Consider the following 19,973-nt stretch of genomic DNA (forward strand, 5'->3'; position numbering starts at 1 on the left):
ACCTGGCGGACGCTGCCATCGGGCAGCTTTACCCGGGGGACACGCACTTCCAGGAAGCACTCGTGCTGGAAGAAGTTCAGGTGCCGGTAACGCTTGGCGACGGTGTCGTGAACCGGATGCTGGCCCTCCACGCCAGCCAGCGCGAAGCGGCTGCCGGCGATGAAGTCCACCCGGATGGTGAGCGTCTTGGCCGCCAAATCGAAGTCCGCGCCCGTCACCTGCCACGGCGGAGAGACCCCCAAGGCAGCCTCAAACAGCTTGTCAGTCATACCCGATCCCGTACCTGCTCAGGTCCAGCTTACCCACTCGAAATTGAAAAGAGGCTTTCAGTACGTGGCCATCCGCTATGACATCACCGCGCGTAAGGAAGCGGAAGAGGCATTGCGCAGGAGCGAGAGTTGCCTTGCCGAGGCCGAGCGAATCGCTCATTTGGGCAGCTGGATTTGGGATGCGCGCAGCAACGAGGTACGCGGCTCGGATGAGCTGTATCGGATCTTCGGGCTGCAGCCGCAAGATCCGACCGCGTCGCGCGTCGCCTTCTTTGACCGGCTGCACCCGGACGATCGCGAGGCGGTGCGGCGCGTGATCCAGGCCGCCCTTCAGGAGGAGCGTGGCTGCCAAGCGGATTTCCGCATTCTCTTGCCGGACGGCAGCGAACGGGTGGCCTCCGCCCAGGGCGAGATATCGGCCCGGGATGCGGCAGGCAAACCGCGGCAGATGATGGGCACGGTGCAGGACATCACCGAACGCAAACGGGTGGAAGAGGCGCTGCGAGAGAGCGAGGAACGCTTTCGCGCCATCTTCGAGCAGGCGGCCGTGGGTATGGCGCAGCTGAGTCCGACTGGTCAGTGGCTCCAGGTCAACCAAAAGCTCTGCGATATCCTGGGCTACAGCCGCAGCGAACTCGTGCAAAAGCATTTTCAGGAAATCACGCATCCGGAGGATCTGGCCGATGATCTCGACTGCATTCAGCAAATGCTGGCCGGCAAGGTCTCCATATGCGCGCGAGAGAAACGCTACATTCATCGGAATGGCTCTCCTGTTTGGGCGAAGTTGACCGGTTCGCTGGTGCGGGATGCTGCGGGCGAACCCAAGTACCTCATTGCCGTGGTGGAGGACGTGAGCGCGCGCAGGCGCGCCGAGCAAAAGCGGCAGCGTGCGGAAGCAAAAATCAGGCAGATGAATGCCGAATTGGAGCAGCGGGTAGCGGAGCGGACGGCGGAGCTGGTGGCGGTGAACCGGGAGCTGGAGGCGTTCAGCTATTCGGTGTCGCACGATCTGCGCGCGCCGCTGCGCGCCATCGACGGCTTCAGCCAGGCACTGCTGGAGGACCACGCCGAGCTGCTCGATCCGGAGGGCCGGCGCTATCTGGAGCGGGTGCGCCACGCCACCCAGCGCATGAGCCACCTCATCGACGACCTGCTCGGCCTGGCGCAGGTGACGCGCAGCGAGATGCGCTGGGCGACGGTCAACTTGAGCGAGATCGCCTGGCAGGTGGCCGAGAACCTGTATGCCGCGCAACCCGAGCGGCAGGTGGAGTTCGTCATCGCCCCCGACCTGCACACCGAGGGCGATGCTCGGCTCTTGAAGATCCTCCTGGAGAACCTGCTGGGCAATGCCTGGAAGTTCACCAGCCGGCGGGTGCCGGCGCGCATCGAGTTCGGCCGCACCCAATTCGACGGCGGGCCGGCCTTTTACGTGCGCGACAACGGCGCCGGCTTCGACATGGCCTATGCCGACAAGCTCTTCGGCGCCTTCCAGCGCCTGCATGGCGCCAGCGAATTCGAGGGCACCGGCATCGGCCTGGCCACGGTGGCGCGCATCATCGCCCGCCACGGCGGCCGCATCTGGGCCGAGGGTAAGGTGGAGCAGGGCGCCACCTTCTACTTCACCTGGCCTGCGCTTGCCGGGAGGCTGGGCGCCAGCTGCAACGCGGCGGCAAGCGCTGTCGAGCCCCCGCAGTCGGATAAGGCTTAAGGCGGATGGCAGGGGGCAGGAGCGTTGACTATGTTTGAGACGCATAGTGCAGGCGGGCTCTCCAAACTTTCGGTACAGCAGCATCCATCCTGGGCTGGTCCCTGCCGGGCAGGTAAGTCGGCGGGCGTGTCCTTTTGGCGTGATCTGTGCAGTGTGCCGGCGTACGCGGGCGTCGACGTCGTAGCGCGCCGGCGTGCTGGTGCGGATATGGGCAACCAGCATATGAGCCTTTGAATTGCATGGATCCGTGCCTCTGCCCATATCGGGGCATCAACGGCTCTTGCACGATCTCTTCTTGCGGAGAAAAACATGCTGACCAACGATGACATCGCGGATTTTTTGGCTGCTGCCGGCGCGAACCCGAGCTGTGGTATCTGCGGGCAGAACAACTGGTTCCTGAACCAGGAGGATGCAGCCCGCACGGCGATGATTTTGAAGAACAGCGCGGACGGTTCCTTCACCATTCCTCCCGCCCATATCCCGATCATCTGGATGGTCTGCAACAACTGCGGCAATCTGCGCATGCATTCCCGCGAGGTCATCGAGCAGTGGAAGGCCAAGCACCGGAAGAGTTCTCTCTCCGTGGTGAAGCAGAAAATCCGCCAATTCACCAAGATTTAGCCTTTCCCTCCCTCTCAACGCGTCTGTGCCCGGCGCACCGAGGCAGGCGGTAGAGCGGCGATTTCTTTTGCCCTATACTCCCGCCACCTGCGCCGCAACGTACGGAGCGGGCGCAGCCGGCCCGTTCCCGGCCCTGGCCTTTTCCATCGCAAACAGCGCTTTCTTTCGTGCGTGAGGCCCGCGCGGCTGCTCATGGCCGTTGCTGCAGGAGCCGTTGCTGGCGCCCCGAGGCGCCGGATCATCATGCCCGTCGGAGAGCTTACCTGTTTCACGTGTCTGTGCTATTTCCATTTTGCAGCGCCACAGGACGTGGTGCGGCGCGTGATTGCGTCTCGCTTGGCGGCTGGCTCGCTCGTCAGAGGGCGAGGCCGGGTTCATCATCTTGATTAGGCAGGATCCTTTGCTAGTACTGAAAGACGCCTTGGCGAAAGCGTCTCCGGCCGCGCTCAGCGGATTCGCCATCGTCGTGCTCGGCAGCTTCGTCATGCTGGCCTGGTGGGCCGGGCGGCCGGAGTTGGCCGGCATCGTGCCTGGATTTGCGCCGATGACGCTCAATTCGGCAGTGAGTCTGCTGCTGTCGGGCATGGCCCTGCTGTTGCCGGGCAATCGCCCGGCCTACGCCCGCCAGCGCGTGTGGTTGGCGGGTCTGGTTCTCCTGCTGGCCGGCCTCACCCTGGTCCAGTACGGTTTCGATACGGATCTGGGCATCGACAGGCTGCTTTATCCGGCCGCCGGCACGGCAATGGCGGGGTATTCCGGGCGCATGGCCCTCGATGCGGCGGTAGCCTTTGCCTTGGGTGCGCTGGTGTTCATGCTGGCTTGCTTCAGCCATGTCCGGTGGGCGGGCAGCTTGGCGCAAGTTTTGGCGGTAGGGGTGGTGTTCCTGGGGCTCCTGGGCATTTCCGGCTACCTGCTCAACCTGGAAGACGCCTTTGGCGCTCATCCGGCCAGCGAAATGGCGCAGGCGACGGCCTTCGGCATCCTGGTCCTGGGCCTGGGACTGTGGTTCCGCATTCACCGCACCGTCTGGTATCAGGAACGCTACGCCGGCAGGGAGCACGAGCAGATTCACTTCATCGGCGGCTCCATCCTGATTTTCCTCGTCCTGAGCGCCGGCTTGGCCAGCTTCGGCGTGTTGAAGAAGCAGACCGAAGGAGCCCTGAAGAACACGCTGTCCATGGCGCGGGACAACCGGGTGCTGCTGTTTCAGAGCGAAATCCAGGCTGCTTCGCTGGCAGTGCGCGAATTGGCGGTTCGGCCCAGGCTGATGCAACTCATGAGCGATGCCGATGCCGCTGGACCGGATGCGCGCCGGGAGCTGGCCCGGATCATCCAAAGTTCCATGGGCGGATTGTTCTCAGGCATTCGGCTCCTGGGGGGTGGGAATGCGGGCGTGCTGGCGGAAGCCGGGCAATTGACGCCGCTGACGCCGTTGCAGGCGACCCTGAATCTACCCGAACAGACGACCCTTTTTTGGCGGGACGGCTGGATGCTCAAGGTCGAGGTTCCCTTTGTTGCCGGCGGGCGCGAGCGCGGCCGGCTGGTGGCCGACGTGCCGCTGCGGGCGCTGGACGAGATGTGGCGCGACATGGTCGGCTTGGGCCGGAGCGGCGAGGTGGTGGTGTGCGCCCCGCGCGGGCCCCGTCACATGATGTGTTTCCCGCATCGGCTGAAGCCCGCGGGTACGGTGCTGCGTTCCCGCCAGGTGGATGGCCGGCCGTTGCCCATGAGTGCGGCGCTGGAGGGGCAGAGCGCCGTCACCTTCGGATTGGACTATCGACAGAGCCCCGTGGTCAATGCCTATGCGCCCATCGGCGCGCTGGGCTTGGGCATGATCGTGAAGATGGACGAGGCCGAACTGTACGAACCCATCCACCAGCAGATGCAGCAGCTCTTCCTGTTGCTTTTTGCGCTGGCCCTGGGCGGCATGCTCCTGCTGCGCTGGCAGGTGATGCCGCTGGTGCGCCGCCTGACGCAGAGCGAGCGTACCGCGCAGCAGACCGGCGCTCAGCTCCAGCGATTGCTCGAAGCCTTGCCGCTGGCGGTGTTTTTCAAGGATGGCAAGAGCCGCTGGCAGGTGGTCAACAGCCACGGCCTGCGGCTGTTCCGGCTGGCGCGGCTCGACTGGCAGGGCAAGACCGACCGCGAGCTGGCGCGCATGGTACCTGCCCTGCGCGAGGCGCTGGAGACCTGCGCGGCGGACGATGAGAAAGTCTGGCAGACGCAGGCCCGCCATGACTCCCATGAGCTGATCCCGGATGCGCTGGGCCGTCTGCGCGAGTTCGAGGTGGCCAAGGTGCCGCTTTTCGAGGTAGATGGCACGCGGGCGGGGCTGGTGGTGGTCGCCAACGATATCACCGAGCGCAAACAGGCCGAGAGCCGCATCCAGGCACTTGGGCGCTACAATCGCAGTCTGATCGAGGCGAACCTGGACGCGCTTGCCACGGTCACCTGCGACGGCATCATCACAGACGTGAACCTGGCTTTCGAGAGCATGACCGGCCTGCCGCGGCATGCGCTGATCAATACGGAGATTTTCGCCTATACCAGCGATCCCGAGCGCGCGCGCGAGGGGCTGCGCCTGGTGGTGCACAATGGCACGGTACGTGATTATGGCATGGAGATTCGCCATCAGGATGGCCACAGCACGCCGGTGGAGTTCAACGCCACCGTATTCCATGACGAACGAGGCGATGTGGCCGGCGTGTATGCTGCGGCACGCGACATCACGGAGCGGCGGATCGCCGAGGACCGGGTTCACCGCCTGGCCTACTACGATACCCTGACCGGCCTGCCCAACCGGCTGCTGTTCAAGGATCGCCTGCAGCAGGCCTTGGCTCAGGCCGAACGCGGCGGGCAGCTGGTGGCGGTCATGTTCCTCGACCTGGATCGCTTCAAGCTGATCAACGATACGCTGGGCCACGGCATCGGCGACCTGCTGCTGCGCGGCATGGGGGAGCGTCTGTCCCTCTGTGTGCGGGAGAGCGACACGGTGGCGCGCATGGGCGGCGACGAGTTCACGGTGATTCTGTCGGGCCTGCACAAGGGCCAGGATGCCGCTTTGGTGGCCCGCAAGATCCTCGATGCCTTTGCTCAGCCCTTTTGGTTGGAAGGCCACGAGCTCTTCGTCAATGCCAGCATCGGCATCGCTCTCTACCCGAGCGACAGCCAGACCCCGGAAGGCCTGCTGAAACAGGCCGACCTGGCCATGTATGCCGCCAAGGAGCAGGGCAACCATTACCAGTTTTATACAGCCGCCATGAACGTTATATCCGCCGAGCGGCTGGCCCTGGAAAACGCCCTGCGCCACGCCATGGAGGCGGGGCAGCTGTCTCTGCATTATCAGCCCCAGATCGATCTGGAGAGCGGAGCGGTGGTCGGCATGGAGGCGCTGCTGCGCTGGCAGCGGCCGGAGCAGGGCTTCGTTTCGCCTGCCGAGTTCATCCCGCTGGCCGAGGAAACCGGGTTGATCCTGCCCATTGGCGATTGGGTGCTGCGTACAGCCTGCGCCCAGAACAAGGCGTGGCAGGAGGCCGGCTTCGCGCCGCTGCGGGTGGCGGTCAATCTATCGGCACGTCAGTTCAAGCACCAGAACCTGGTGCAGACGATACGCCAGGCGCTGCGGGACAGCGGGCTGGAGCCGCGCTTCCTGGAGCTGGAGTTGACCGAGAGCATCTTCATGCAGCACGAGGAAGCCAGTATCCGCAAGTTGCGCGAGCTGAAGGCCATGGGCATCAAGATTTCCATCGACGACTTCGGCACCGGCTATTCCTCGCTCGGTTATCTGCAGCGTTTTCCGGTGGACAAGCTGAAGATCGACCGCTCCTTTGTGCGCGACATCACCGATGCGCCGGATGATGCCGCCATCGCCAAGGCCATCATCGCAATGGCCCGCAGCCTGAACCTGGAGGTGATCGCCGAAGGGGTGGAAACGGAGGCGCAGCTGGCTTTCCTGCGCAGCAACGCCTGCTGCCTGATGCAGGGGTTCTACTTCTCCCGGCCGCTGTCCGCCGAGGCCTTTGGCGCGTTTCTCGCGGAACGCTCGCCGACTTCGCCCGCCGATGCCGTCATCTGAACCCTCGCTTCGATCTCCAGCAGCTGGAGAAAGGCCACTTCTTCCGGCGTATGGCCTGACTGCCGTGAGATCACCCGCCGATAGCGGCGGACCTTCTGTACGTCATTGAGCGTTTTGCCCTGCTCGAAAAGCTCAAAAACGACGGGATGGATGTAGGATGAGCGGGTCACGGCTGGGGTGTTGCCCAGCCGCTCGGCCACCCGGCGCACGCAGGTCGTCAGTTTCTTTTTGGCATCCCTGGCCGATTCGGGCGGACCCAGCTCGGCCAGAATCTGGGCGGCCAGCAGGCTGCCACCGAAGGTGCGGAAGTCCTTGGCAGAGCATGCCGGATGCAGCACTTCCTTCAGGTAGGCGTTCAGCATGCGCTCGCTGACACTCTGCACGGTGCCGTCCTCGGTCTGATACTGGAAGAGCTGCTTGCCCGGCAGCTGCAGCAGGTCCGTGACCACGCAGATCAGCACCTCGTCGGTGACGATGCGCCGGTGCACCACCGCGCGCTTGCCGCGAAAGGTGAAGATGATGCGGCGGCCCTCGATGCGACAGTGTCGCTTGCGCAGGCTGGTGGCGCCGAAGGTGCGGTGGTGTTTGGCGTAGCGCTGCGAACCGACGCGAAAATAGGTCTCGTTGATGAGGCGCACCACGGCCGCCAGCACCTTTTCCTTGGGCAGTCCTTCCAGATGCAGGTGCGCATTGGTGACTTCGCGCATGCGCGGCAGGGCATGGGCGAAGGTGGCCAGCCGCTCGAATTTCTTGCGTGCCTGGCGGGCGACGAAGTCCGGGTGATAGATGTACTGCTTGCGGCCCTTGGCGTCGAAGCCGGTGGCCTGCAGATTGGCCGTGTGGCTGGGGGAGATGCGCACGTCGCGCCAGCCGGGCGGGATGTGCAGCTGCTCGATGCGCTTCAGGTGCGCGGGGGAGCGGATCGCCTGTCCCTTGGCGTTCTCGTACCAAAAGCCGGTCTTCGGATTGCCGCGTCGGTACCAGCCGCGCAGGCGCGGCAGGTCCGCGATGACGGTGGTGTCGCCTGAGGTGCCGGCGGCGTCGGGGGCGATGGTGTGGGAGGCGGTCGTGTGATCCATCCGGAAGCTGCCTGTGGCCGCGGCCGGCGCGTCGCGCCCATGCGCTCTACTGTCGGCCGGATGTTGATTCCCGGTCGATTCTGGTCTCTTCCGGCCCGCTTTATAAGCAGACCTTCGGTCGATGGCTGGAATCCCGGTCAGCCGCAACAATAAACCAGCCGAGCCCCCCGGCCTCGGTTCACTTGCCCCAATCCAAGTGTTGGCCGCCATAGAATAAATCTAACGATCGGAGCTATGACGACACTATCTCCCAACCCGACGGCTGCCGGATTGCTGTGGTTCAAGGACGCCGTCTTCTATGAACTGCACGTCCGTGCCTTCCAGGACTCCAACGGCGACGGCATCGGCGACTTCCAGGGACTCATCACCCGGCTCGATTACCTGCGCGACCTCGGGGTCGACGCGCTCTGGCTGCTGCCCTTCTACGTGTCGCCCCTGCGCGACGACGGCTACGACGTCGCCGATTACTACCAGATCCATCCCGACTACGGCACGCTCAATGATTTCAAGATGTTCCTGGAGGAGACCCACGCGCGCGGGCTGCGGGTGATCGCCGACCTGGTGATCAACCACACCTCGGATCAGCACCTCTGGTTCCAGCAGGCGCGCCTGGGGCCCGACAATCCTTACCACGATTACTACGTCTGGAGCGACACGGATCACAAGTACCTGGGCACCCGCATCATTTTCACCGACACGGAGACCTCCAACTGGGCCTGGGATCCGGTCGCGGGCAAGTATTACTGGCACCGTTTTTTCTCCAGCCAGCCCGACCTCAACTACGACAATCCCGCCGTGCGTGAGGAGATGAAGAACGTGATCCGCTATTGGCTGGATCTGGGGCTGGACGGCTTCCGGGTGGATGCCGTGCCCTATCTTTTCGAGCGGGAGGGGACCAACTGCGAGAACCTGCCCGAAACGCATGCCTACATCAAGGAGCTGCGGGCCATGGTGGAGGCCGAGTATCCCGGGCGCCTGCTGCTGGCCGAGGCCAACCAGTGGCCGGCGGACGTGGTGGACTACTTCGGCGACGGCGACGAGTTCCACATGTGCTTCAATTTCCCGGTCATGCCGCGTCTCTTCATGGGCCTGCGCCGGGAGGATCGCACCCCCATCGTCGACATCATCGAGCAGACCCCGCCCATCCCCGAGAACGCCCAATGGGCCATCTTCCTGCGCAACCACGACGAGCTGACGCTGGAGATGGTGACCGACGAGGATCGCGACTACATGTACGCGGAATACGCCAAGGACCCGCGCATGAAGATCAACGTGGGCATCCGCCGGCGCCTCGCGCCGCTGCTGGACAACGACCGGCGGCAGATCGAGCTCTTGACCTCCATCCTGCTGACGCTGCCGGGGAGCCCGATTCTCTATTACGGCGATGAGATCGCCATGGGCGACAACATCTTTCTCGGTGACCGCAACGGCGTGCGCACGCCCATGCAGTGGTCCATCGACCGCAACGCCGGTTTCTCCAAAGCCGATTTCGAACGACTCTATCTGCCCGTCATCATGGACCCGGTCTACGGCTACCAGTCCATCAACGTGGAGGCGCAGCTGCGTACCGAATCCTCGCTGCTGCGCTGGACTCGGCGCATGATCCAGACGCGCAAGCGCTACCAGGTCTTCGGGCGCGGCAGCATCACTTTCCTGAACCTGGCCAATCGCCGGGTCCTGGCTTACCTGCGCTGCCACGAGGGGGTGGACGTGCTGGTGGTCAACAATCTGTCGCGCTTCGCCCAGCCGGCCGAGCTGGATTTGTCCCGCTTCAACGGCCGCTGCCCGGTCGAGATGCTGGGCGAGACGCCGTTTCCGCCCATCGGCGAGCTGCCTTATTTCCTTACCTTGGGGCCCTATGCCTCGCTGTGGTTCAGGCTGGACCGCCCGTGAATTCCAGCAAGGCCAGCGGGAAATGCTGGAACACCTGGCTCAGGGACAGGCCGTCCTGCTCCCCGCTGCTGGTGAGCCGCTCGCCGGTCAGCAGATTCTGATAGGTGCCGGCCCGCGGCAATTCCAGGGTGGCACTGCCCCACACTTCGCCCAGCGGCCAGGGTTCCAAGCCCTGGGTCAGTTTGAACGGGAAGCGGGGCACGGCCACCACCAGCGTCTTGCCCGCGAGGCTGCGGGCGAAGGCGACCACGTGCTCGCCGCCTGAGAGCGGCTGATAATTCCCGTGGATGAAGAGCTCCAGGTGCTGGCGGCGGCAGTTGAGGGCCGTGTGAATGACGTAGAGCTTGACCGCGCCATCCTGAAATTTGTCGAGCAGCTCCCGGGCCAAGGCCAGGCGATCGTCGATCCGTCTTTGAATGCTGTCGAGCAGCTCGCGGCGCCGGTCGAAATCGACCGGCCGGCGGTTGTCGGGATCCACCAAGTTGAAGTCCCACAGCTCGCTGCCCTGGTAGCAGTCCGGCACGCCGGGTGAGGCAAGCTTCAGCAGCGTCTGCGCCAGGCCGTTGCAGGCCCCGAAGGTGGCCAGCTTGGCCACCGTGGCGTACAAGCTCTGCACGAAGCGGCCGCGCCGGTTTTTCAGGGTGCCTTGGACGAAGCGGCTCAGTGCCTGCTCATAATCCTCGTTGGCGCTGATCCAGCCGGTGCGTTGCTTGGCCTCGCGCACGGCCTTGAGCATGTAGGCGTCGATGCGCTCCACGAAGTGGGCGTAGGCTTGGTCATCCTCGAGGATCGGCTCCAGCGGCCAAGCGCCCAGCAGCGTCTGGTAGAACAGGTACTCGTCATTGCGGGTCGGCGCCGGCTGGCCACGCAGCTCCGTCTTCTTGCTGCGGTTCAGGCGGCTCCAGCGGTTGACCAGGGTGCGCCAATCGACGGGCACTTCGCTCAGCACACTGATGCGCGCGCGCATGTCCTCGCCCCGCTTGGTGTCATGGGTGGCGGTGGTGGTCATGGACAGGGGCCAGATTTCCAGTCTTTCCTGATTCTGGGCATGGAATTCGGCCGGACTGACGCCGAAACGCGCCGGGTCGCCACCCACCTCGTTGAGGCTGACCAGGCGGTTGTAGACGTAAAAGGCGGTGTCCTCCACGCCCTTGGCCATGACCGGGCTGGTGACCTGTTGGAACTTGAGGGCGAAACTGATCTGCTCGCTGCGCTGCGCGTCGCTGGCGCCTTCCGGGAAGCGCAGCAGCAGGACGTCACGCAGATAGTTGAAGATGGAAGGGCTGATGCCCGGATTGCGCTGTTTGGCCGTTTCGATGGCCTGTTCGATGTAGCGGTCGTCGTTTTCCTCGCGGCTGCCGTCCTCGTCCACGTAGGTGCGGTACACGGGGAAGCAGGCGATGGTTTCCAGGATGACCGAGGCCAAGCTGTTCTGGGTGAAATCCTGGGAGCGCCGGTCGCCCTCGGCCAAGCGCTTGAGGGCGTGGGCCAGCACGGCGGTTTCGCTGGCCAGGCTGCCGCGCATGATCTGCTTCTTGCTGCGGTAGACGATTTCCTCGAAGGGATCGCGCATATCGGTGAAGCGCCGGTAGGTGCTGGTCAGGGAGCGCTCGGCCCGGGCGTCCACCCACAGCCCGCCGACGGCGTTCAGGAAATCGTAGCCGGTGGAGCCGTAGATGGGCCAGCGGGTGGGCAGGTGCTCGCCGGGTTCGAGGATTTTCTCCACCAGCACGTAGAGCGGGCGGGGCAGCGCCGGCACCCGGGCCGTCTGCAGGCGTTGCGCGACCCGCTCCAGCAGCGCCGCTGCCTCGGCGCCGAGCAATTGCTTGCAGCGCTCCAATTGCAGGCAGTTGAAGTAGCGGTGCGGCGCATACAGGCCGTCGGTGTGGTCCAGGCGCAGGCCGGTGATGCGGCCCTCGGCGATGTAGCGCAGGATGAGCCCGTGCGTGTCTTGGAACACGCGCGGGTCTTCCATGCGCAGGGCTGCCAAGTCGTTGACGTCGAAGAAGCGGCGGTAGTTGATCTCCTCGGTGGCGACCTTCCAGAAGCTCAGGCGATAGCTTTGCTCGTTGAGCAGCGCGTCGAGGAGATCGAAGCTGTGCGGGTCGCCCGGCGTGCCGTTGTACTCCGCGACCACCCGGTCCACCGCATTCCGGATCAGCGCCGATTGGGCGCACAGGGCCTCCAGGCGGCGCTTGATCACCTCCTTCTCCCGATTGCGTTCCTCCACCTGTTCCGCTTCGGTGGCCTCCCGCGGCGGCAGGTGTTTCAATGCCGTGGTGATGCTCTGCAGCTCCTGGATGGCCAGGGCGTCGTCGCCCTCCGCCGTGTCGGCGGGCAACAGCTCCAGCGCCCGGCTCAGCGGGGCGATCCAGGAGTCCGGCGCCAAGGGCAGGCAATGATCGTAGTAGCGCACGAAAAACGCCCCGTTCTGCCGCTCCAGCCGGAGTTCGCCGCGCTCCAGCACGCGGCCGTACATGTCGCCCAGGATGGGCAGCAACACCCGGCTCTTGACGCCGGGCTTGAGCGGATACCAATCGATGTCGAAGTAGGGGGCGTACTGCGAGCTCGGCCCGTTTTCCAGCACGTCCTGCCACCAGCCGTTGGCATTGCTGGTGATGTCCATGTGATTGGGCACCATGTCCAGGAGGTGCTTCATCTTGCGGCGCCGCAGCGCATCCGTGAAGGCGATGAAGCCGGCCTCGCCGCCCAGCTCCTCGTTGATCCGGCTGTGGTCGATGATGTCGTAGCCGTGATTGCTGCCCGCGTGGGCCTGCAGGTAGGGCGAGGTGTACACGTCGCTGATGCCCAGCGCCCGCAGATAGTCCAGAATGGCCTCGGCCTGGGCGAAGCCGAACTGCGGCGTCAGTTGCAGGCGGTAGGTGCTGGTCGGGATGTGGTCCGGCGTACAGTGCCGGTCGATCAGCGCATCCTGTTCGGTGTCCTTGGGTCTGGAGGTCACGCCGGGTCTCCGGTTGCGGTAAGCAGCAGGGCGCTGTGCATGGGCAGGAGCTGGCCGCCGGCGGTGGTGCCGAGCAGCGGGCGCCATGACAGCCCCGCGGGCATGGCCAGCTCGGCCAGGGGGCGTTCGAGCCCCAGGTTGAGCAGCAGCAAGCGATGCTCCGCGCCTTCCCAGCGGTGCACCCAGAGAACGTCCGGTGCCAGCGTGCCCACGGTCATGCGCTCCCGGCTGCCATTGCTCAGCACCGGGTCCGAGCGGCGCAGCGCCAGCAGCTGCCGGTACAGGTCGAGCACTTGGCTGTAGGGTGCCTGGCCGGTCTCGTGCCAGTCCAGGCGCGAGGCGGCAAAGGTGGCCAGCGCCTGCGGATCGGGAATGGCCTCGGCGCTGCCGGGGGTGGAGAAGGCCTGGAAGTGGCAGAACTCGCTGCGGCGCCCCGCGGTGACCTGCGCTCCCAGCTCGGCATGATGGTCGGTAAAGTACAGGAACGGGGTGCTGGCGGCCCACTCCTGGCCCATGAAGAGCAGGGGCGTGTACGGCAGGAACAGCAACAGGGCGGATACCGCCCGGTAGCGGTCCAGGCTGGTCAGCTGGTTCAGGCGCTCGCCGAAGGCGCGGTTGCCCACCTGGTCGTGGTTCTGGATGCAGTAGACCAGCGAGGCGGCCTCCAGGGCGGTGGCCGGCTCGCCGCGCGGGCGGTCCAGGTGCGGCGAGATCTCGCCTTGGTAGAGCCAGCCGCCGTGGATGGTCTTGGCCAAATCCACCAGTTCGGGGCGGTAGTCGGCGTAATAGCCGTCGTGCTCCCGGGTCAGCAGGACGTGCACCTGGTGATGGAAGTCGTCGGCCCAGACGGCATCCAGGCCGTAGTCGGTGACCAGCCGGGGCAGGTTGCGCTCATCCTCGGCGATGAGCAGCTTGCCGCCCGGCAGAGCCTTCACGCGTTCGGCCAGCGCGGCCAGGATGTGCTGCGGGCTGTCGTCCTGGATGCTGTGGGTGGCATCCAGGCGCAGCCCGTCGAAGCGGAACTCTTCCAGCCAGTAGCGGGCGTTGTCGAGGACGTAGGCGCGCATGTAGGCCGAGTGCGCCTGGTCGAAGTTGGGCGCGTCCCCCCACGGTGTCTTGTGCGCGCTGGTGAAGTACTCGGGGCTGTAGGCGCTCAGATAATTGCCGTCGGGGCCCCAGTGGTTGTAGACCACATCCAGCAGCACCGCCATGCCGAGGCCATGGGCGGCATCCACCAGTTCGCGCAGCTCGTCCGGGGTGCCGTAGGCGGCATGGGGGGCGAAATGGGCGACGCCGTCATAGCCCCAACCGCGCTGGCCGGGAAAAGCCGCCACCGGCATGAGCTCGACGGCGCTGACGCCCAGGTCGGCCAGGTAGGGCAGATGCGCCCGGGCCGCGGCAAAGGTGCCTTCGGGCGTGAAGGTGCCCACGTGCAGCTCGTAGATGACCAGCCGCTCCAGCGGCAGGCCGGCCCAATCGGTATGGCGCCAGCTGTAGCTGCCGGACATCACCTCCGCCGGACCGTGCACCCCATCCGGCAGATAGCGTGCGTAGGGGTCGGGCAGGGGCGGGCCGTCATCCAGGCGGAATTTGTAGCGGACGCCTGCCTGCGCGCCGGCCAGCTCCGTCTCGAAGATGCCGTCGCCCTTGGGCGTCAGGGGATGTTCGGCCGTTTCCTGGCCGCGCTGGTCATAGAGCACCACGCCGGCGCGCCGGGCGCGCGTGCTCCACAGCCGAAAGCAGCAGCCGCGTTCTGTCGGTTGGGCGCCTAGTCGGGGAACCATCATGCCTCCCTTGGACAGCGGTAGAGCCGCAGGGAGTGGGCGTAAACCTTGATTTTGCCCTCGTGGATGATGCCCCCCTCGGGCACTCGTTCCTGGGTCGTGTCGAGCAGCAGCTCCCAGGGCCCTTTGAAGGCGGGCAGGATGAATTCCACGCCCTGCGGGCTGGCATTGAAGATCAGCAGAAATCCGTCGTCGTGCAGCAGCCGGCCGTGCTCGTCCACCTCTTCCAGCGGATCGCCTGCCAGGAGCACGCCCAGCGTGCCGTGCTCTTGGCCGCTCCAATCGGCATCGGTCATTTCGTTGCCGCCCGGGGCCAGCCACATGATGTCCTTCGCATCCGAGCCGCGGATCGGCCGGCCTTTGAAGAACTTGCTGCGGTGCAGCGCCGGATGCTCGAGGCGCAGATGCACCAGCCGCTTGACGAAATCCAGCAGCGCGCTGCTTTCCGCATCCAGCTGCCAGTCATACCAGTTGAGCTCGTTGTCCTGACAGTAGGTGTTGTTGTTGCCGCCCTTGCTGCGGCCCAGTTCATCGCCGCCCAGCAGCATGGGCGTGCCCTGGGACAGCAGCAGGGTGGCCAGAAAATTGCGCATCTGGCGACGCCGCAGGCCATTGACCAGCGGATCGTCCGTCTCGCCTTCGGCGCCGCAGTTCCAGCTCAGATTGTCGTCGGTGCCGTCGCGGTTGTCCTCGCAGTTGGCATCGTTGTGCTTGTGGTTGTAGCTGACCAGGTCGCGCAGCGTGAAGCCGTCGTGGGCGGTGATGAAGTTGATGCTGGAGTAGGGGCGGCGGCCGTCGTTCTGATAGAGATCGCTGCTGCCGGTCAGCCGATAGCCGAACTCCGCCATCAAGCCCGGATCGCCGCGCCAGAAGCGGCGCATGGTGTCGCGGTACTTGCCGTTCCATTCGGCCCAGCGCACCGGGAAGTTGCCCACCTGATAGCCGCCCTCGCCCACGTCCCAGGGCTCGGCGATGAGCTTGACCTGCGAGATCACCGGATCCTGGTGGATGATGTCGAAGAAGCCGGACAGGCGGTCCACGTCATGCAGTTCGCGCGCCAAGGTGGCGGCGAGATCGAAGCGGAAGCCGTCCACGTGCATCTCGGTGATCCAGTAGCGCAGGCTGTCCATGATCAGCTGCAGGGTTTGCGGGTGGCGCACGTTCAGGCTGTTGCCGGTGCCGGTGTAGTCCATGTAGTAGCGCGGCTGGCCGTCCACCAGGCGGTAGTAGGTGGGATTGTCGATGCCGCGGAAGCACAGGGTGGGGCCGAGATGGTTGCCTTCCGCCGTATGGTTGTAGACCACGTCCAGGATCACCTCGATGCCGGCCTGATGCAGCGTGCGCACCATCTCCTTGAACTCCTGGACCTGGGCGCCGGCCTCCTTGTTGCTGCTGTAGCGGATATCCGGGGCGAAGAAGCCGATGGTGTTGTAGCCCCAGTAATTGCGCAGGCCTTTTTCCACCAGATAATGGTCATCCACGTGCTGGTGCACGGGCAGCAGCTCCACGGCCGTGATGCCCAGCTCCTTGAGGTATTTCACGATGGCGGGACTGGCAAGGCCGGCATAGGTGCCGCGCAGGTGTTCGGGCACGTCCGGATGCTGCATGGTCAGCCCCTTGACGTGGGTCTCGTAGATCACCGACTTGTGCCAAGGGATGTTCGGACCGCCGTCCCCCTGCCAGTCGAAATGGGGGTCGACCACCACCGACTTGGGCGCGCCGCTGGAAAGCTGCTCGTCCATCACGAGATCCAGATCGGGGTTGCCCAGCACGTAGCCGAACAGGCCAGCTTCCCAGTCCTCGACGCCATCGATGGCCTTGGCATAGGGGTCGAGCAGCAGCTTGTTGGGATTGAAGCGCAGCCCTTGCTCCGGCTCGTAGGGGCCGTGCACCCGATAACCATAGCGCTGGCCCGGCTTCAGGCCGGGGATGTAGCAGTGCCAGACGAAGGCTGTCTGCTCCCGCAGGCGCACCCGTTCCTCGTTGCCGTCGGCATCGAACAGGCACAATTCGATCTTGGTCGCGTTTTCGGAGTAGATGGCGAAATTGACCCCGTTGCCATCCCAGGTGGCACCCAGCGGGTAAGAGCTTCCTGGCCATACCTGCATCTTCTTTCCTCCGTTCGTGACCCTGGCGCCGCCGGCGCGGCAGGCGGGCTTGGCTCCCCGCCGGGCATTCATGCGCAACGGCCGGGGCGAATGTTCGTTCTTGGTGACTGGGCAGCATGGAATAGGTGCGGGCAGGGCAAGCCACCTAGACTATAGCCGTGACGCCATTTCCCCAAAAATAACCTAAGTCTGATAAATGCCGGCCGCTGGTTTCTCTGCTCGGCGGACATGCCATGTGACATACTGCGTGGGGTTTATGATGGTATCGGCAAGTTTTTAATTGCCCGTGCGGGCGGAGCCTTATACCATTTCCGGGCCGGGTACCGGCTGCAATCCGCAACTGTTTCGGTGGAGCCCAATGCTAAAACGTCTGTTTCTTATCCTGCTCGCGCTGCTGCCGCTGCCGCTCCAGGCCGAGTCCCTGCGCATCGCCGCGGCGGCGGATCTGGTCTATTGCCTGGACGACCTCAACGCCCTTTTCAAAAAACAGCACCCGCAGGCCGATGTCAAGTTGTCCACCGGCTCTTCCGGCAATTTCTTCGCCCAGATCCAGGGCGGCGCCCCCTATGATGTATTCTTGTCGGCCGACATGAAGTATCCCCAGGCCCTGGTCCAGGCCGGGCTGGCGGACCCGGCGAGTTTGACCCGCTATGCCATCGGACGCATTGCCCTGTGGACGTTGCGCCGCGATGTCGATGTATCCCGCGGCTTGGTCGTGCTGAAAGACCCCGCGGTGCGGCGCATTGCCATCGCCAACCCAAGCCACGCTCCCTACGGCCGGGCCGCGCAGTCCGCCATGGCGCGCGCCGGCGTCTGGGATGCAGTGCAGGGCCGCCTGATCATGGGGGAGAACATTTCGCAGACCGCCCAGTTCGTGCAAAGCGGCAATGCCGACGTGGGGGTCGTCGCCCTGTCCCTGCTCAAGTCGCCCAAGCTGGCGGGGCAGGGCAGCTATTACGCCGTGCCCCTGGACAGCTATCCGCGCATGGACCAGGGTTTGGTGCTGACCCGGCGCGGGGCGGCCAATCCCCTGGCACGGGCTTACATCGAATTCCTGCGCTCCGCCGAAGCACGCGCCGTCTTCAACCGCTACGGCTTCCTGCTGCCCGAGTAAGCCGTGACCGGGTTGATCACCGCCTTGCACGGCCTGCCGGCGGAGCTGTGGCAGGCCCTCTGGCTGACCGTGCGCCTGGCCTTCAGCGCCACGCTCATCCTGCTGTTGCTGGGCATTCCGCTGGCCTATTGGCTGAACCAGAGCCGCTGGCGCGGCGTGGCCCTGGTCGAGACCCTGATCTCCCTGCCGATCGTGTTGCCGCCCACCGTCATCGGCTTTTACCTGCTGATCCTGCTGGCACCCCAGAGCCCTATCGGCCGCTTTTGGCTGGACACCTTCGGGCTGTCGCTGACCTTCAGCTTCGCCGGGCTGGTGGTCGGCTCGGTGCTTTACAGCCTGCCCTTTGCCGTGCAGCCGTTCCAGGCGGCCTTCAAGGGCGTGGATCCGGACCTGGTCGCGGCGGCGGCGGCCCTGGGGGCGAGCCCGTGGCAGCGCTTCTGGCGCATCCTCCTGCCGGCCGCGAGGCGCGGCATCGGCGTCGGGGTTACCCTGAGCTTCGCCCACACCATGGGCGAGTTCGGCGTGGTGCTCATGCTGGGCGGCAACATCCCCGGCGAAACGCGGGTGGCTTCCATCGCCCTCTATGATGAAGTGCAGCAACTGAATTACGCGGCGGCGCACGCCTACGCCCTGGTGCTCCTGCTGGTGTCCTTTGCGCTGCTGGCGGCCATGAACGCGTTGCAGCGCGGCGGTCGGCCGGCGCGCCCCTGAGCGGCCGGACGGCGACGCGGCGCGCGACCGTATTTGCCATTTGCCATCCGTCCTTCCAGACAGTACGATATGCATCCCCTGTGCCCCGCCGCCGCAAGACGGACGGGAGCCGGTCTCCCCGCTGCTCCCGGCTGGCGAGGTCGTGCTTGACAGGTGTAACGGCTTTCAGCATTATTGTGCGTTTAATGCGGAGGGGTTCCCGAGCGGTCAAAGGGATCAGACTGTAAATCTGACGGCTCTGCCTTCGGAGGTTCGAATCCTCCCCCCTCCACCATTTTGGCCCTGCGGCAGTGCGTGACCCAGGGATGTTGACTGAAAGTGGAAGGTTTTGCGGGCGTAGTTCAATGGTAGAACCTCAGCCTTCCAAGCTGATGGTGTGGGTTCGATTCCCATCGCCCGCTCCAAAAGCGAAGCTTGCGCCCACATAGCTCAGTCGGTAGAGCACTTCCTTGGTAAGGAAGAGGTCACCGGTTCAAGTCCGGTTGTGGGCTCCAATTTTGTTATACCAAGAACCGTGTGTTAGTTGACGCCACCGGCCGGTGGTTCATGGGAGATCGCAATGTCCAAAGGAAAGTTTGAGCGCACGAAGCCGCATGTGAATGTCGGGACGATTGGTCACGTGGACCATGGGAAGACCACGTTGACGGCGGCGTTGACGAAGGTGTTGTCGACCAAGTTTGGCGGCGAGTTTCGCGACTACAGCCAGATCGACAATGCGCCCGAGGAGCGCGAGCGCGGCATCACCATTGCCACCTCGCACGTGGAGTACGAGACCGAGAGCCGGCACTACGCCCACGTGGACTGCCCGGGCCACGCCGACTACGTCAAGAACATGATCACCGGTGCGGCGCAGATGGACGGCGCGATCCTGGTGGTGTCGGCGGCCGACGGCCCGATGCCGCAGACCCGCGAGCACATTCTGCTGGCCCGCCAGGTGGGTGTGCCCTACATCGTGGTGTTCCTGAACAAGGCCGACATGGTCGACGACGCCGAGCTCCTGGAGCTCGTCGAGATGGAAGTGCGCGAGCTGCTGGACAAGTACGAATTCCCCGGCGACGACACCCCGGTGGTGATCGGCTCGGCCCTGAAGGCGCTGGAAGGCGACCAGAGCGACATCGGCGAGCCGGCCATCTACAAGCTGGCCGAGGCGATGGACTCCTACATCCCGCTGCCCGAGCGCGCCATCGACAAGCCCTTCCTGATGCCGGTCGAGGACGTGTTCTCCATCTCCGGGCGCGGCACGGTGGTGACCGGGCGCGTGGAGCGCGGCATCGTCAAGGTGGGCGATGAAGTCGAGATCGTCGGCATCCGGCCGACCAGCAAGACCACCATCACCGGCGTGGAGATGTTCCGCAAGCTCCTGGATCAGGGGCAGGCGGGCGACAACATCGGCGCGCTGCTGCGCGGCACCAAGAAAGACGAAGTCGAGCGCGGCCAGGTGCTGGCCAAGCCCGGCTCGATCAAGCCGCACACCCGCTTTGAAGCGGAGGTGTACGTGCTGAGCAAGGAAGAGGGTGGCCGGCACACGCCGTTTTTCAATGGCTATCGGCCGCAGTTCTACTTCCGCACCACCGACGTCACCGGCGCCTGCGAGCTGCCGGAGGGCGTGGAGATGGTGATGCCCGGCGACAACGTCAAGATGCACGTGA

General features: G+C 64.9%; 11 protein-coding genes, 3 tRNA genes and 1 pseudogene. 10 read left to right on the forward strand and 5 right to left on the reverse strand.

The annotated features are described in order from the left end of the window. Nucleotides 1-269 (reverse strand): annotated as a pseudogene (locus tag G579_RS0112550) (ISL3 family transposase); the annotation flags it as partial. Nucleotides 270-333: 64 nt separating this feature from the next. Here G579_RS0112550 and G579_RS17520 point away from each other — a divergent pair. From G579_RS17520 to G579_RS18365, 3 genes are all read left to right on the forward strand, one after another. Then, complete coding sequence (locus G579_RS17520) at nt 334-1,977, forward strand: sensor histidine kinase (RefSeq protein WP_051181596.1); 1,644 nt, start codon at nt 334-336, stop codon at nt 1,975-1,977. A gap of 309 nt (nt 1,978-2,286) precedes the next feature. Further along, nucleotides 2,287-2,598, forward strand: coding sequence for a hypothetical protein (locus tag G579_RS0112560; protein ID WP_028990457.1), 312 nt, complete (start codon nt 2,287-2,289; stop codon nt 2,596-2,598). A 421-nt stretch (nt 2,599-3,019) separates the two neighbouring features. Further along, nucleotides 3,020-6,673, forward strand: a complete 3,654-nt coding sequence (locus G579_RS18365) for a bifunctional diguanylate cyclase/phosphodiesterase (RefSeq protein ID WP_051181599.1) — start codon at nt 3,020-3,022, stop codon at nt 6,671-6,673. Here the strand turns inward: G579_RS18365 and G579_RS18740 are convergent. Next, the gene (locus G579_RS18740) at nt 6,586-7,752 is read right to left on the reverse strand and encodes a DNA topoisomerase IB (RefSeq protein WP_081662785.1); all 1,167 of its coding nucleotides are present in this window, start codon (nt 7,750-7,752) and stop codon (nt 6,586-6,588) included. The two genes, G579_RS18365 and G579_RS18740, sit on opposite strands and share 88 nt — an antisense overlap. Before the next feature lie 234 nt (nt 7,753-7,986). Between G579_RS18740 and treS the strand changes: the two genes are divergently transcribed. Then, nucleotides 7,987-9,645, forward strand: coding sequence for a maltose alpha-D-glucosyltransferase (gene treS, locus G579_RS0112575; RefSeq protein WP_051181601.1), 1,659 nt, complete (start codon nt 7,987-7,989; stop codon nt 9,643-9,645). Here the strand turns inward: treS and treY are convergent. Genes treY through glgX form a run of 3 tightly spaced genes read right to left on the reverse strand, consistent with a single transcriptional unit; the run spans nt 9,626 to nt 16,499 of the window. Continuing rightward, nucleotides 9,626-12,607 carry a malto-oligosyltrehalose synthase gene (treY, locus tag G579_RS0112580; RefSeq protein WP_211218745.1) on the reverse strand — a complete coding sequence of 994 codons (2,982 nt, stop codon included), beginning with the start codon at nt 12,605-12,607 and terminating at the stop codon, nt 9,626-9,628. The two genes, treS and treY, sit on opposite strands and share 20 nt — an antisense overlap. Then, a complete protein-coding gene (treZ, locus tag G579_RS0112585) occupies nt 12,604-14,391 on the reverse strand; it encodes a malto-oligosyltrehalose trehalohydrolase (RefSeq protein WP_211218746.1) in 1,788 nt (595 codons plus the stop codon). The genes treY and treZ overlap by 4 nt, the downstream gene beginning before the upstream one ends. Then, the gene (gene glgX / locus G579_RS0112590) at nt 14,391-16,499 is read right to left on the reverse strand and encodes a glycogen debranching protein GlgX (protein WP_028990462.1); all 2,109 of its coding nucleotides are present in this window, start codon (nt 16,497-16,499) and stop codon (nt 14,391-14,393) included. The genes treZ and glgX overlap by 1 nt, the downstream gene beginning before the upstream one ends. 358 nt (nt 16,500-16,857) lie before the next feature. Between glgX and modA the strand changes: the two genes are divergently transcribed. The 6 genes from modA to tuf form a co-directional block, all read left to right on the forward strand. Next, the gene (modA, locus tag G579_RS0112595; RefSeq protein ID WP_028990463.1) at nt 16,858-17,613 is read left to right on the forward strand and encodes a molybdate ABC transporter substrate-binding protein; all 756 of its coding nucleotides are present in this window, start codon (nt 16,858-16,860) and stop codon (nt 17,611-17,613) included. 3 nt (nt 17,614-17,616) lie between these two features. Next, entirely contained in the window at nt 17,617-18,324 is a 708-nt protein-coding gene (gene modB / locus G579_RS0112600; RefSeq protein ID WP_211218747.1) for a molybdate ABC transporter permease subunit, read from the forward strand. Between the two features lie 189 nt (nt 18,325-18,513). Further along, a tRNA-Tyr gene (locus tag G579_RS0112605) sits at nt 18,514-18,598 on the forward strand. Between the two features lie 56 nt (nt 18,599-18,654). Continuing rightward, nucleotides 18,655-18,728: transfer RNA gene (locus G579_RS0112610), tRNA-Gly, on the forward strand. Between the two features lie 14 nt (nt 18,729-18,742). Further along, nucleotides 18,743-18,818 (forward strand) — tRNA-Thr (locus G579_RS0112615). 65 nt (nt 18,819-18,883) lie between these two features. Continuing rightward, nucleotides 18,884-19,973, forward strand: a 1,090-nt coding sequence (gene tuf, locus G579_RS0112620; RefSeq protein WP_028990465.1) for an elongation factor Tu, incomplete at its 3' end; no start/stop codon positions are given.

Source organism: Thermithiobacillus tepidarius DSM 3134 (assembly GCF_000423825.1).
In the GTDB taxonomy this organism is placed as follows: domain Bacteria; phylum Pseudomonadota; class Gammaproteobacteria; order Acidithiobacillales; family Thermithiobacillaceae; genus Thermithiobacillus; species Thermithiobacillus tepidarius.

What these genes read in the sequence shown, in the direction of transcription:
- G579_RS0112560 (WP_028990457.1), top strand. Translation starts at nt 2,287, where the DNA reads ATGCTGACCAACGATGACATCGCGGATTTTTTGGCTGCTGCCGGCGCG.
- G579_RS18740 (WP_081662785.1), bottom strand. Translation starts at nt 7,752, where the DNA reads ATGGATCACACGACCGCCTCCCACACCATCGCCCCCGACGCCGCCGGC.
- treS (WP_051181601.1), top strand. Translation starts at nt 7,987, where the DNA reads ATGACGACACTATCTCCCAACCCGACGGCTGCCGGATTGCTGTGGTTC.
- treZ (WP_211218746.1), bottom strand. Translation starts at nt 14,391, where the DNA reads ATGGTTCCCCGACTAGGCGCCCAACCGACAGAACGCGGCTGCTGCTTT.
- glgX (WP_028990462.1), bottom strand. Translation starts at nt 16,499, where the DNA reads ATGCAGGTATGGCCAGGAAGCTCTTACCCGCTGGGTGCCACCTGGGAT.
- modA (WP_028990463.1), top strand. Translation starts at nt 16,858, where the DNA reads ATGCTAAAACGTCTGTTTCTTATCCTGCTCGCGCTGCTGCCGCTGCCG.